Raw genomic sequence first — 13382 nt, forward strand, 5'->3', positions numbered from 1 at the left:
CATTAAAGCATTTTTCGGCTTGGGGCGTCATTCACGCCTGCTCAGCGGCTAACCGGCGGTAGGACCGCCGTTATGACAGGGAAAGTTTTGGGGAGTTTTATGAGAAAGGGATTTTTCAGGCGAAAAGTCGATGCTGTCCTCGGCGTCGATATCAGCGACACGGCGATCAGGTTGGTCGAGCTGGGCCATTCAAGCAGCGGTTACACCATCAGAAGCTACGCCACACAGGCGCTGGCACCTCGTGCGGTGGTCGATGGCAACCTGCTGGACCTTGAGTCTGTCGGGCGTGCGCTGCAACAGGCGGTGCCCCGCTTGCACACGTCAGCCAGGTACGCGGCAATCGCCGTGGCAGGCCCGTCGGTCATTACCCAGGTGATCGACATGGAGTCCGGGCTCAGCGACGAAGAGGTGGGTTGGCGGATCCAGATGGAAGCCGATCAGTACATTCCCTATCCGTTGGATGACGTGGCCATCGACTATCAAGTGCAGGGCCCTTGCGCCCACGACCCGGCGCGGGTCGAGGTGTTGCTGGCGGCCTGTCTCAGGGCGCAGGTCGAGGCGCGCGAGGCTGTTTTGGCCCAGGCCGGGCTGGTGGCGCGGGTGGTAGATGTCGAAGGGTTTGCATTGGCGCGTGCTTGCCGTCAGGATTTCGCCAGCTTCACGCCGGGCCGTCGAGTCGATGGCGCACAATGGGCCGTGGATGCCCAGGGAATGGGAGTGGCTTGCGGGTTGGCCCTGAGGAGTTTCGCTTGATGACACGAATCAACCTATTACCTTGGCGTCAGGCCCTGGCAGAACGGCGGCGCAAGTTTTTCCTGATGTTGCTGCTGGCGTTCGCCTGTGTGGCGCTCGCAGCGGTCTGGCTGGCGGATCAAGTGATCGACCAGGCGATCGATCGACAGGTCACGCGCAACAGCCACCTGGACAAGGACGTCGCCGTCCTGGATTCACGGATCAAGACCATCGACGACCTGCAGGTGCAAAGCCAGCAATTGGCGCAACGCATGAAGGTTGTCGAGGACTTGCACGACGGGCGCTCGGCCGGTGCCCAACTGCTGGACCAGTTGGCGCGCGCCGTGCCGGATGGGGTGCACCTGCATGAAGTGGTGGCCAAGGGCGATACGGTGAGTATTCGCGGCAGTGCTGAATCCAGCCAGGACATCGCCCAGTTGATGCGTCGCCTGGAGGCCACTGAAGGTGCCCACGCCACCCGTTTGCAGCACGTGCTGACGGAAGGCGCGCGCGGCGCCAATGAATTCCAGTTGATGGTGCGCCAGGGAGAATCCGGCGAGGTGCAACCTTGAGCCTGCCCAGGCTCGATCTGTCTGCGCTCACTCACAACGCTGCCCATTGGCCACTGCCTGGCAAAGTCTTGCTGGGTGGTGCATTGGCAGGCCTGTTGTGTGTGGTGGGTGACCTTGTGTGGCTGAGCCCGTCACGGGAACGGTTGCACCAGGCCGAGGTGCAGGAAGTGGTCCTGCAACAGCAGATTCAGGAAAAAACTGCCTTGGCTGCCGGTCTGGAGGAGCGGGCTCGCCAGCTTGAGCGGATGCAGGCAAAGGTTGATGTGCTTTTTCAGGCGCTGCCCGCTGAATCCGAAATCCCCGGCCTGCTGGAAGACATCGCGCGGTTGGCATTGACCAATGGCTTGGTGGTTGAAAGCGTCACGCCGCAGGATGAGCAGCCCCAGGCTTTTTATGTCGAGCAACCGGTGGCGGTTGGCGTCAGTGGCGCCTATCACGACCTGGCGATGTTCGTCAGTGCATTCGGTGGCCTGTCCCGTTTGGTCACGGCCCATGATGTGGCCCTGCGCCCGGAGGGCAGGCTGCTGCGTCTTGAACTGCGGGTGAAGAGCTACTGGCGTGCGTCTGCGGGTGGCCGGCAGGGCGAGGCCATCACCCAGGGCGCGCGCTTTGTCTACGACTCCTCCGGCCTGCGCGACCCGTTCACGCCGCTGGCCGTCCAGGCCGATCACGCGCGTGGACGGCCAGCCCGGGCGCCGGACCTCATGCGGCCGCGTGGCGCGCTGGAAGCGTTTGCGGTCGACCAGTTCGAAATGGTCGGCACCCTGTCCCGTGGCGTGCAGGCTTTCGTTCTGCTGCGCATGGCCTCGACGGTGCACCGGCTGGCGGTCGGTGACTACCTGGGGCCGAATCACGGCCGGGTCACGGCCATTTACGCCGGGCATGTCGAGCTGGTCGAGTTGTTCCCCGATGAACAGGGTGCATGGCTGGAGCGCCCGCGAACCCTCGTGTTAAACGTCAACTCATAACGGAATCAAACCCATGAAAAGGACTTTCCTGTCCTTCGGTGTGGCGCTATGGATAGCGTTCACGGCACCGATGGCTGCTGCTGTGCCCAATCGCTTGGACCTGATCCAACTGCCGCCGCCGCAGGCGTTGGCGGGGGACAGACTCAACCTCAATTTCCAGAACATCGAAGTGCGCGCCGTGTTGCAGCAAATCGCCGACGTGGCCGGCCTCAACCTGGTGGCCAGCGACGAGGTGCAAGGCTCGATCACCTTGCGCCTCAAGGATGTGCCCTGGGACCAGGCGCTCGACCTGGTGCTGCAAGCCAAGGGCCTGGATAAGCGGATCAAGGCCGGCGTATTGCTGGTGGCGCCGGCCGAGGAATTGGCCGCCCGCGAACTGCTCACGCTGGAATCCCGCCGGCAGATGGACGAGCTGGCGCCGCTGCGTCGGGAGCTGTTGCAGGTCAATTACGCCAAGGCGGCGGACCTGGCCAAGCTATTCCAATCGGTGACGGGGCTGGAGGGCAGTACCGATGAGCGCGGCTCGGTGGCGGTGGATGACCGCACCAATAACATTATTGCCTACCAGACCGGCGAGCGGCTGGAGGAGCTGCGGCGCATCGTGACGCAACTGGATATTCCGGTGCGCCAGGTGATGATCGAGGCGCGGATTGTCGAGGCCAATGTGGATTACGACAAAAGCCTCGGTGCGCGCTGGGGTGGGCGGCTCAATCGTGGCAACTGGAGCGCTGGCGGCATCCCCAAACCGCTGCCGGAGGGCGCAGAACCGCCGGAAAATCCGCCCAGCTCGCCGTTTGTCGATTTGGGGGCGATTACCGGCACGTCGGGCCTGGGCGTCGCTTATATCACCGACAACCTGCTGCTGGACCTGGAGCTGACTGCCATGGAGAAAACCGGCAACGGTGAAATCGTCTCACAGCCCAAGGTGGTCACGTCCGACAAGGAAACCGCGCGCATCCTCAAGGGCACCGAGATTCCCTATCAGGAATCCAGCTCCAGCGGCGCCACCTCGGTGTCGTTCAAGGAGGCCTCGCTGTCCCTGGAAGTCACCCCGCAAATCACCCCCGACGGCCACGTGATCATGGAGGTCAAGGTCACCAAGGACGAGCCCGACTACCTGAACAAACTCAACGATGTGCCGCCGATCAAGAAGAACGAAGTCAACGCCAAGGTGCTGGTCAAGGATGGTGAGACCATTGTCATCGGCGGGGTTTTCTCCAATACCCAGAGCAAAGTGGTAGATAAAGTGCCATTTTTGGGCGATGTGCCGTATCTTGGCCGCCTTTTCCGGCGCGATGTGCTGGCGGAGAAAAAATCCGAGCTGCTGGTATTCCTGACTCCGCGTATTATGAATAACCAGGCGATTGCTGTGAGTCGTTGATTCTGTGCGAAATTTGATTCTTGTAGGACCGATGGGGGCTGGAAAAAGCACCATCGGCCGTTTGCTGGCCAAAGAGCTGCGCCTGCCATTCAAAGATTCCGACAAGGAAATTGAATTGCGCACGGGTGCCAATATCCCATGGATCTTCGATAAGGAAGGCGAGCTGGGCTTTCGTGACCGCGAGCAGGCGATGATCGCCGAGCTGTGCGGCCTCGACGGCGTGGTATTGGCCACCGGCGGCGGCGCAGTCATGCGCGAAGAAAACCGTCGGGCGCTGCATGCCGGTGGTCGGGTGGTCTATCTGCATGCCTCGGTCGAGCAGCAGGTGGGCCGCACCGCCCGCGATCGTAATCGCCCGCTGCTGCGCACGGCCAACCCGGAAAAAACCTTGCGGGACCTGCTCACGCTGCGCGACCCGCTGTATCGGGAAATCGCCGATCTGGTGGTGGAAACCGATGAGCGGCCGCCGCGGATGGTGGTCCTCGACATTCTCGAGCGCCTGCAACGGCTGCCACCCCGTTAAAGCCAGGCCCGAAATGCGCTATTCTCGGCGGCGCGCCATTACCCTTTGAGGTGTGGCGTAGAGCCATCAGACAACGCCCCATCTCGACGTTGCCGGTCGTCATACCATCTCTAACGCGGGGACACATGCAGACACTTAAGGTCGATCTAGGCGAGCGCAGCTACCCGATCCATATTGGCGAAGGTCTGCTGGACCAGCCCGAGTTGCTCGCCCCGCACATTGCCGGGCGGCAAGTGGCGATCATCTCCAACGAAACGGTCGCGCCGCTGTACCTAGAGCGCCTGAGCCGCAGCCTTGCGGCGTATTCGGTGATCTCGGTGATCCTGCCAGACGGCGAAGCCCACAAGAACTGGGAAACCCTGCAACTGATCTTTGATGGCCTGCTGACTGCGCGCCATGACCGCCGCACCACCGTGATCGCCCTGGGCGGCGGTGTGATCGGCGACATGGCCGGCTTTGCGGCGGCCTGCTACCAGCGTGGCGTGGACTTTATCCAGGTGCCGACCACCTTGCTGTCCCAGGTCGATTCGTCGGTGGGTGGCAAGACCGGTATCAACCACCCGCTGGGCAAGAACATGGTCGGCGCGTTCTACCAGCCGCAGGCTGTGCTGATCGACACCGCCACCCTCAATACCTTGCCGCCCCGCGAGCTGTCGGCGGGCCTGGCGGAAGTCATCAAGTACGGGCTGATCTGCGACGAGCCGTTCCTGGCCTGGCTGGAAGAACACGTCGACGCCTTGCGCAACCTCGACCAGGTCGCCCTGACCGAAGCGATCTCTCGCTCCTGCGCCGCCAAGGCGTTGGTGGTGAATGCCGACGAACGGGAGTCCGGCGTGCGCGCCACCTTGAACCTCGGCCACACCTTCGGCCATGCGATCGAAACGCACATGGGCTATGGTGTGTGGTTGCATGGAGAGGCCGTAGCGGCTGGCACAGTGATGGCATTGGAGATGTCGCAACGCCTGGGCTGGATCAGCGCCCAGGAGCGTGATCGTGGTATCCGCCTGTTCCAGCGCGCCGGTTTGCCGGTCATCCCGCCTGAAGAGATGACCGAGGCGGACTTCCTCGAACATATGGCGATAGACAAGAAAGTGATCGACGGTCGACTGCGACTGGTGCTGCTGCGCCACATGGGCGAAGCCGTGGTAACCGACGATTATCCAAAAGAGATTTTACAAGCCACGCTGGGAGCGGATTACCGCGCCCTGGCTCAGCTGAAAGGTTAACCAGATCCCGATGACTAGTTTGCATGCCGACGAGGCGTTCCTCGGCCATTACCAGTTAAGCCACGACCCTTTTGCTCCACGGGTGCCTGGTTTCAAATTCTTCCCGGCCCAGCGCAAGCCAGTGCTGGGGCAACTGCACCACCTGGCGCGCTACAGCCAGTTGCTGCTGGTGGTGACCGGCCCGTTGGGCAGCGGCAAGACCTTGCTGCGCCAGGCGCTGGTGGCGAGCACCAACAAGCAATCGGTACAGAGCGTGGTGGTCTCCGCGCGCGGCGCCGGTGATGCGGCTGGCGTGTTGCGCCAGGTGGCCCAGGCGCTGGACGTGTCCACGGCCGAGCCGAACGCGATCCTCAAGCAAGTGGTGCAACTGGGCCTGACCGGCCAGGAAGTCTATCTGCTGGTGGATGACGCCGAGCAGCTCGACGAATCCGCCCTTGAAGCGCTGCTGGCGCTGGCCGCCGGTACGCCGGAAGGTCGCCCGCACGTGTTCCTGTTTGGTGAGTCGTCGTTGATCGCCGACCTGGAGCAGATCAGCGGCGATCAAGAGCTGTTCCACGTGATCGAATTGCAGCCGTACGAAGAAGAAGAAACCCGCGAATACCTGGCGCAACGCCTGGAAGGCGCCGGCGCCGGTATCGAACTTTTCACGGCAAATCAGATCTCTGATATTCACGAAAGCTCCGACGGCTGGCCTGGCACCATCAACCAGGTTGCCCGCGATGCGATGATCGAAGCCATGATTGCCAGCCGCTCTGCGGTCAAGCGTCCAAAGATGGGGTTCACTATGCCTAAGAAGCACGTATTGGCTATTTCCGCGGTAGTCGTGGTGGCTGTTGCCGCCGCCTGGTTGATCCCGGGCCGCAGCAAGGCGCCGACCACTGCCGGCGCGCCAACCGAACAGGCGCAGTTGCCACTGGGCAAGCCTACTCCAAACGTTGAGTTCGCCAACTCCGGCCAGCCGACCAACCTGCCGATGGTCGGTCAGCCAGTAATGCGCGGCCCGCTCGCCGAAGAAGCCGGTGGCATCTCCGAAGGCGACGACGGCGTGCCGGTGGAAGGTTCCAGCGCCACACCGCCAACCGTTACCACCACTGCGCCACCTGCGGGCGTGCCAGCAGGCCAGCCAGCAGCCGTGGCCAAGCCGACGCCGGCACCGACCGTCGCCACCGCCAAGCCGGCGCCAGTGACCAAGCCGGTTGTCGCGGCGCCTGCGCCTGCTGCCAAGCCAACCCCGGCTCCGGCCGCCAAGCCGGCTGAAAAGCCTGTCACCGTCGCTAAAGCGGGCGCTGCGGGCAGCGGTTGGTATGGCAGCCAGCCTGCCAGCAACTTCGTCGTGCAGATCCTCGGCACCAGCTCCGAAGCCAACGCCCAGGCGTTCGTGAAAGAGCAGGGCGGCGAGTACCGTTATTTCAAGAAAGTGCTCAACGGCAAGCCTCTCTACGTGATCACCTACGGCAACTTCTCCAGCCGTGCAGCCGCTGATTCTGCGATCAAAGCCTTGCCAGCGAAGGTTCAGGCTGGTAAACCTTGGCCTCGCACTGTTGCCAGCGTTCAACAAGAACTCGCAACAACTCGCTGAAGATCCGGCGGCCTTACCCAGGCCGCCCTCCCGGCACCTCAAAAAATATCCGCAAGTGCGTGCTGCCCTTACAGGCCGCGCGCTTTGTGGTGTCTGCGTCACAGTGGCTTTTGAGTCGTAGCGGTCAGAATTAAAAAAGTTTTGACTAGCACAGCATATCGCTTTAAACCTTTCATAAATGCGACATAGATTTGCGACATTTCGTCGCTAAATTTGTGAGCGTCTGTGTCGGTGTGTACAATGACCTCCCTTTTGCCCCCGCTAAGCCGGCGTACGTTCGGCGTGGAAGGTAACCGGTTGAATTGAAAAGAAATTTGCCTCGATATAAGAGGCAGCCTGGTGAGAAAGTGTCTATGAAAGCAGGTCTGTACCAACCCGATGAATTCAAGGATAACTGTGGTTTCGGCCTGATAGCCCACATGCAGGGCGAGCCCAGCCACACCCTTCTGCAAACGGCCATCGAGGCCCTGACCTGCATGACCCACCGCGGTGGGATCAACGCCGACGGCAAGACCGGTGACGGTTGTGGCTTGCTGATTCAAAAGCCCGACCTGTTCCTGCGCGCTGTCGCCAAAGAGCAATTTGCTGTCGACCTGCCCAAGCAGTACGCCGTGGGCATGGTGTTCTTCAACCAGGACCCGGTCAAAGCCCAAGCCGCTCGCGAAAACATGAACCGCGAAATCGCCGCCGCCGGCCTGCAACTCGTCGGCTGGCGCAAAGTGCCGATCGACACCAGCGTCCTCGGCCGCCTCGCGCTTGAGCGCCTGCCGCAGATCGAACAAGTGTTCATCGCCGGTGATGGCCTGAGCGACCAGGACATGGCGATCAAGCTGTTCACCTCGCGTCGTCGCTCGTCGGTGTCCAACGCCGCCGACACCGAGCACTACATCTGCAGCTTTTCCCACAAGACCATCATTTACAAAGGCCTGATGATGCCGGCGGACCTCACCGCCTTCTATCCAGACCTGAGCGATGAGCGCCTGCAAACCGCAATCTGCGTGTTCCACCAGCGCTTTTCCACCAACACCCTGCCGAAATGGCCGCTGGCCCAGCCATTCCGCTTCCTCGCCCACAACGGCGAGATCAATACCATCACCGGCAACCGCAACTGGGCCGTGGCCCGTCGCACCAAGTTCGCCAACGATCTGATGGACCTGGAAGAGCTCGGCCCGCTGGTCAACCGCGTCGGCTCCGACTCCTCCAGCATGGACAACATGCTCGAACTGATGGTCACCGGCGGCATCGACCTGTTCCGTGGCGTGCGCATGATCATTCCGCCAGCGTGGCAGAACGTCGAAACCATGGACCCGGACCTGCGTGCGTTCTACGAGTACAACTCGATGCACATGGAGCCGTGGGACGGCCCGGCCGGCGTCGTAATGACCGACGGTCGCTACGCCGTGTGCCTGCTCGACCGCAACGGCCTGCGCCCGGCGCGTTGGGTGACCACCACCAACGGTTTCATCACCCTTGCGTCGGAAATCGGCGTGTGGAACTACCAGCCGGAAGACGTGATTGCTAAAGGCCGCGTCGGCCCTGGGCAGATCCTTGCCGTGGACACCGAAACCGGGCAGATCCTCGACACCGATGCCATCGACAACCGCCTGAAGTCCCGTCACCCGTACAAGCAATGGCTGCGCAAGAACGCCCTGCGCATCCAGGCGACCATGGAAGACAACGACCACGGTTCGGCGTTCTATGACGTCGACCAGCTCAAGCAATACATGAAGATGTACCAGGTCACGTTCGAAGAGCGCGACCAGGTGCTGCGCCCGCTCGGCGAGCAAGGCTACGAGGCCGTCGGCTCCATGGGCGATGACACGCCGATGGCCGTGCTGTCCCAGCGCGTGCGCACGCCGTACGACTACTTCCGCCAGCAGTTCGCCCAGGTGACCAACCCGCCGATCGACCCGCTGCGCGAAGCCATCGTGATGTCGCTGGAAGTGTGCCTCGGTGCCGAGCGCAACATCTTCCAGGAATCGCCTGAGCACGCCTCCCGCGTGATCCTCAGCTCGCCAGTGATTTCCCCGGCCAAGTGGCGTTCGTTGATGACCCTGGACCGCCCAGGCTTCGACCGCCAGATCATCGATCTGAACTACGACGAGAGCCTCGGCCTTGAAGCCGCTGTGCGCAATGTCGCCGACCAGGCCGAAGAAGCCGTGCGCGCCGGTCGTACGCAGATCGTGCTGACCGACCGTCACATCGCCCCGGGCAAGCTGCCGATCCACGCCTCCCTGGCTACCGGCGCGGTGCACCACCGCCTGACCGAAAAAGGCCTGCGCTGCGACTCCAACATCCTTGTCGAAACCGCCACCGCCCGCGACCCGCATCACTTCGCGGTGCTGATCGGCTTCGGCGCCTCGGCGGTATATCCGTTCCTCGCGTACGAAGTACTCGGCGACCTGATCCGCACCGGTGAAGTGCTGGGCGACCTCTACGAGGTGTTCAAGAACTACCGCAAAGGCATCACCAAGGGCCTGCTGAAGATCCTGTCGAAGATGGGCATCTCCACCGTCACGTCCTATCGCGGTGCGCAATTGTTCGAAGCCATCGGCCTGTCCGAAGAAGTCTGCGACCTGAGCTTCCGTGGCGTGCCAAGCCGTATCAAGGGCGCGCGTTTCGTCGACATCGAAGCCGAGCAGAAAGCCCTGGCCTTGGAGGCCTGGAGCGCGCGCAAGCCGATCCAGCAAGGCGGCCTGCTCAAGTTCGTGCACGGTGGCGAATACCACGCGTACAACCCGGACGTGGTCAACACCCTGCAAGCCGCCGTGCAGCAGGGCGACTACGCCAAGTTCAAGGAATACACCTCGCTGGTGGATAACCGCCCGGTGTCGATGATCCGCGACCTGTTCAAGGTGAAGACCCTGGACACGCCGATGGACATCAGCGAAGTCGAGCCGCTGGAATCAATCCTCAAGCGCTTCGACTCCGCCGGTATCTCCCTGGGCGCCTTGTCGCCTGAGGCCCACGAAGCCCTGGCCGAAGCCATGAACCGCCTGGGTGCGCGTTCCAACTCCGGCGAAGGCGGCGAAGACCCGGCGCGTTACGGCACGATCAAGAGCTCGAAAATCAAGCAGGTCGCGACGGGCCGTTTTGGCGTGACCCCGGAATACCTGGTCAACGCCGAAGTGCTGCAAATCAAGGTAGCCCAAGGCGCCAAGCCTGGCGAAGGCGGGCAACTGCCAGGCGGCAAGGTCAACGGCCTGATCGCCAAGCTGCGTTATGCCGTGCCGGGCGTGACCCTGATTTCGCCACCGCCGCACCACGACATCTACTCGATTGAAGACTTGTCGCAGCTGATTTTCGACTTGAAACAAGTCAACCCGAAGGCCCTGGTCTCGGTGAAACTGGTGGCAGAAGCCGGCGTGGGCACCATCGCCGCTGGCGTGGCCAAGGCCTATGCCGACCTGATCACCATCTCCGGCTACGACGGCGGCACCGGCGCTTCGCCGCTGACCTCCATCAAGTACGCCGGTGCACCGTGGGAACTGGGCCTCGCTGAAACCCACCAGACCCTGCGCGGCAACGACCTGCGCGGCAAGGTCCGGGTGCAGACCGACGGCGGCCTGAAAACCGGCCTCGACGTGATCAAGGCCGCGATCCTCGGCGCCGAAAGTTTCGGCTTCGGCACCGCGCCAATGATCGCCCTGGGCTGCAAATACCTGCGCATCTGCCACCTGAACAACTGCGCCACCGGCGTAGCGACGCAGAACGAGAAGCTGCGCAAGGATCACTACATCGGCACCGTCGACATGGTGGTGAATTTCTTCACCTACGTCGCCGAAGAGACCCGTGAGTGGCTGGCCAAGCTGGGCGTGCGCTCCCTGGAAGAGCTGATCGGCCGCACCGATCTGCTGGAAATCCTCCAGGGCCAGACCGCCAAGCAGCACCACCTGGACCTGACGCCGCTGTTGGGCAGCGATCACATTCCGGCCGACAAACCGCAGTTCTGCGGCGTCGAGCGCAACCCGCCGTTCGACAAAGGCCTGCTGGCCGAGAAGATGGTGGAAATCGCCGGATCGTCGATCAATGACGCCAGCGGTGGTGAGTTCGAACTGGATATCTGCAACTGCGACCGTTCCATCGGCGCACGCATCTCCGGCGAAATCGCGCGCAAGCACGGCAACCAGGGCATGGCGAAAGCGCCGATCACGTTCCGCTTCAAGGGCACTGCGGGCCAGAGCTTTGGCGTGTGGAACGCCGGTGGCCTGCACATGTACCTGGAAGGCGACGCCAACGACTACGTGGGCAAGGGCATGACCGGCGGCAAGCTGGTGATCGTTCCGCCTAAAGGCAGCGTCTACAAGACCCAGGACAGTGCCATCATCGGTAACACCTGCTTGTACGGCGCCACCGGTGGCAAGCTGTTTGCCGCCGGTACGGCCGGTGAGCGTTTCGCTGTGCGTAACTCCGGTGCCCACACCGTGGTCGAAGGCACGGGCGATCACTGCTGCGAGTACATGACCGGGGGCTTTGTCGCGGTACTGGGCAAGACCGGTTACAACTTCGGTTCGGGCATGACCGGCGGTTTCGCCTACGTGCTCGACCAGGACAACACCTTCGTCGACAAGGTCAACCACGAGTTGGTCGAGATCCAGCGGATCAGCGGCGAAGCCATGGAATCCTACCGGAACCACTTGCAGCACGTGCTGGACGAGTACGTCGAGGAGACCGGCAGCGAATGGGGTCGTAACCTCGCCGAAAACCTCGATGATTACCTGCGTCGTTTCTGGCTGGTCAAGCCCAAGGCTGCCAACCTGAAATCGTTGCTTTCCAGCATCCGTGCCAACCCGCAGTGATATGCGCCTGAAGAGTTTGATGAGGTTTTAACATGGCTGAACGTCTGAATAACGACTTCCAGTTCATCGATGTCGGGCGCAAAGATCCGAAGAAGAAACTGTTGCGTCAACGCAAGAAAGAGTTCGTGGAAATCTACGAACCCTTCAAACCCCAGCACTCGGCCGACCAGGCCCACCGTTGCCTGGGTTGCGGTAACCCGTATTGCGAATGGAAGTGCCCGGTGCACAACTTCATTCCCAACTGGCTCAAGTTGGTGGCCGAGGGCAACATCCTCGCCGCCGCCGAGCTGTCGCACCAGACCAACACCCTGCCGGAAGTCTGCGGCCGGGTGTGCCCGCAGGACCGTCTATGTGAGGGTGCCTGCACCCTTAACGACGGCTTCGGCGCGGTGACCATCGGCTCGGTGGAGAAGTACATCACCGACACCGCGTTCGCCATGGGCTGGCGCCCGGACATGTCCAAGGTCAAGCCGACCGGCAAGCGCGTCGCCATCATCGGCGCCGGCCCTGCCGGCCTGGGCTGCGCCGACGTCTTGGTGCGTGGCGGCGTGACCCCGGTGGTGTTCGACAAGAACCCGGAAATCGGCGGCTTGCTGACCTTCGGCATCCCCGAGTTCAAGCTGGAAAAAACCGTCCTGAGCCACCGCCGTGAAGTGTTCACCGGCATGGGTATCGAGTTCCGTCTCAATACCGAAATCGGCAAAGACATCACCATGGAGCAACTGCTCGAAGAATACGATGCCGTATTCATGGGCATGGGCACCTACACCTACATGAAGGGCGGCTTTGCCGGTGAGGATCTGCCAGGCGTCTACGACGCCTTGGATTTCCTGATCGCCAACGTCAATCGCAACCTGGGCTTTGAAAAGTCGCCGGAAGATTTCGTCGACATGAAAGGCAAGAAGGTCGTGGTGCTCGGCGGTGGTGACACCGCGATGGACTGCAACCGGACGTCGATCCGCCAGGGCGCCAAGTCGGTGACCTGCGCTTATCGTCGTGACGAAGCCAACATGCCGGGCTCGCGCAAAGAGGTGAAGAACGCCAAGGAAGAAGGCGTGAAATTCCTCTACAACCGCCAGCCGATTGCGATTGTTGGTGAAGACCGTGTCGAAGGCGTGAAGGTGGTCGAGACCCGTCTCGGCGAACCGGACGCCCGTGGCCGTCGCAGCCCTGAGCCGATCCCGGGTTCCGAAGAAATCATCCCGGCCGACGCCGTGGTCATCGCCTTCGGTTTCCGCCCAAGCCCGGCGCCGTGGTTCGAACAGTTCCAGATCCAGACCGACAGCCAGGGCCGCGTCGTCGCCCCGGAACAAGGCCAGTACAAGCACCAGACCAGCAACCCGAAGATCTTCGCCGGTGGCGACATGGTGCGCGGTTCCGACCTGGTGGTAACCGCGATCTTCGAAGGCCGCAACGCTGCCGAAGGCATCCTGGATTACCTGCAAGTCTGATTTGAAACACGGTCAACTGTGGGAGCTGGCTTGCCTGCGATAGCGATGTAACAGTCACCGGATGTATCGACTGAACTACCGCAATCGCAGGCAAGCCAGCTCCCACATTTGTTTTGTGCAGGTTCAAGTTATTGTCGTAAATCAACCCGAT

General features: G+C 62.0%; 8 protein-coding genes and 1 pseudogene. All 9 read left to right on the top strand.

The annotated features are described in order from the left end of the window. The first annotated feature begins 99 nt into the window (after window positions 1-99). Window positions 100-753: a type IV pilus biogenesis protein PilM gene (gene pilM / locus PSH87_RS02080; protein ID WP_305432298.1), complete on the top strand. Its 654-nt coding sequence runs from the start codon at window positions 100-102 to the stop codon at window positions 751-753. After that, a complete protein-coding gene (locus tag PSH87_RS02085) occupies window positions 753-1304 on the top strand; it encodes a PilN domain-containing protein (RefSeq protein ID WP_017738865.1) in 552 nt (183 codons plus the stop codon). The genes pilM and PSH87_RS02085 overlap by 1 nt, the downstream gene beginning before the upstream one ends. After that, window positions 1301-2272, top strand: coding sequence for a pilus assembly protein PilP (locus tag PSH87_RS02090; RefSeq protein ID WP_305432299.1), 972 nt, complete (start codon window positions 1301-1303; stop codon window positions 2270-2272). The genes PSH87_RS02085 and PSH87_RS02090 overlap by 4 nt, the downstream gene beginning before the upstream one ends. A gap of 139 nt (window positions 2273-2411) precedes the next feature. Continuing rightward, window positions 2412-3653 (top strand): annotated as a pseudogene (locus PSH87_RS02095) (type IV pilus secretin PilQ); the annotation flags it as partial. Window positions 3654-3657: 4 nt separating this feature from the next. Continuing rightward, entirely contained in the window at window positions 3658-4176 is a 519-nt protein-coding gene (aroK, locus tag PSH87_RS02100; RefSeq protein WP_016979191.1) for a shikimate kinase AroK, read from the top strand. Between the two features lie 125 nt (window positions 4177-4301). After that, window positions 4302-5402 carry a 3-dehydroquinate synthase gene (gene aroB / locus PSH87_RS02105; protein WP_017738869.1) on the top strand — a complete coding sequence of 367 codons (1101 nt, stop codon included), beginning with the start codon at window positions 4302-4304 and terminating at the stop codon, window positions 5400-5402. Window positions 5403-5412: 10 nt separating this feature from the next. Beyond that, window positions 5413-6981, top strand: a complete 1569-nt coding sequence (locus PSH87_RS02110) for an SPOR domain-containing protein (protein ID WP_305432300.1) — start codon at window positions 5413-5415, stop codon at window positions 6979-6981. Between the two features lie 353 nt (window positions 6982-7334). Next, the gene (gene gltB / locus PSH87_RS02115) at window positions 7335-11780 is read left to right on the top strand and encodes a glutamate synthase large subunit (RefSeq protein WP_026137064.1); all 4446 of its coding nucleotides are present in this window, start codon (window positions 7335-7337) and stop codon (window positions 11778-11780) included. A 32-nt stretch (window positions 11781-11812) separates the two neighbouring features. Then, on the top strand, window positions 11813-13231 hold the full coding sequence (locus PSH87_RS02120) for an FAD-dependent oxidoreductase (RefSeq protein WP_016979195.1): 1419 nt from the start codon (window positions 11813-11815) through the stop codon (window positions 13229-13231). Window positions 13232-13382 lie beyond the last annotated feature (151 nt).

Origin of the sequence: Pseudomonas sp. FP453 (assembly GCF_030687495.1) — a bacterium.
Lineage (GTDB): Bacteria > Pseudomonadota > Gammaproteobacteria > Pseudomonadales > Pseudomonadaceae > Aquipseudomonas.

What these genes read in the sequence shown, in the direction of transcription:
- pilM (WP_305432298.1), top strand. Translation starts at nt 100, where the DNA reads ATGAGAAAGGGATTTTTCAGGCGAAAAGTCGATGCTGTCCTCGGCGTC.
- PSH87_RS02085 (WP_017738865.1), top strand. Translation starts at nt 753, where the DNA reads ATGACACGAATCAACCTATTACCTTGGCGTCAGGCCCTGGCAGAACGG.
- aroB (WP_017738869.1), top strand. Translation starts at nt 4,302, where the DNA reads ATGCAGACACTTAAGGTCGATCTAGGCGAGCGCAGCTACCCGATCCAT.
- PSH87_RS02110 (WP_305432300.1), top strand. Translation starts at nt 5,413, where the DNA reads ATGACTAGTTTGCATGCCGACGAGGCGTTCCTCGGCCATTACCAGTTA.
- gltB (WP_026137064.1), top strand. Translation starts at nt 7,335, where the DNA reads ATGAAAGCAGGTCTGTACCAACCCGATGAATTCAAGGATAACTGTGGT.
- PSH87_RS02120 (WP_016979195.1), top strand. Translation starts at nt 11,813, where the DNA reads ATGGCTGAACGTCTGAATAACGACTTCCAGTTCATCGATGTCGGGCGC.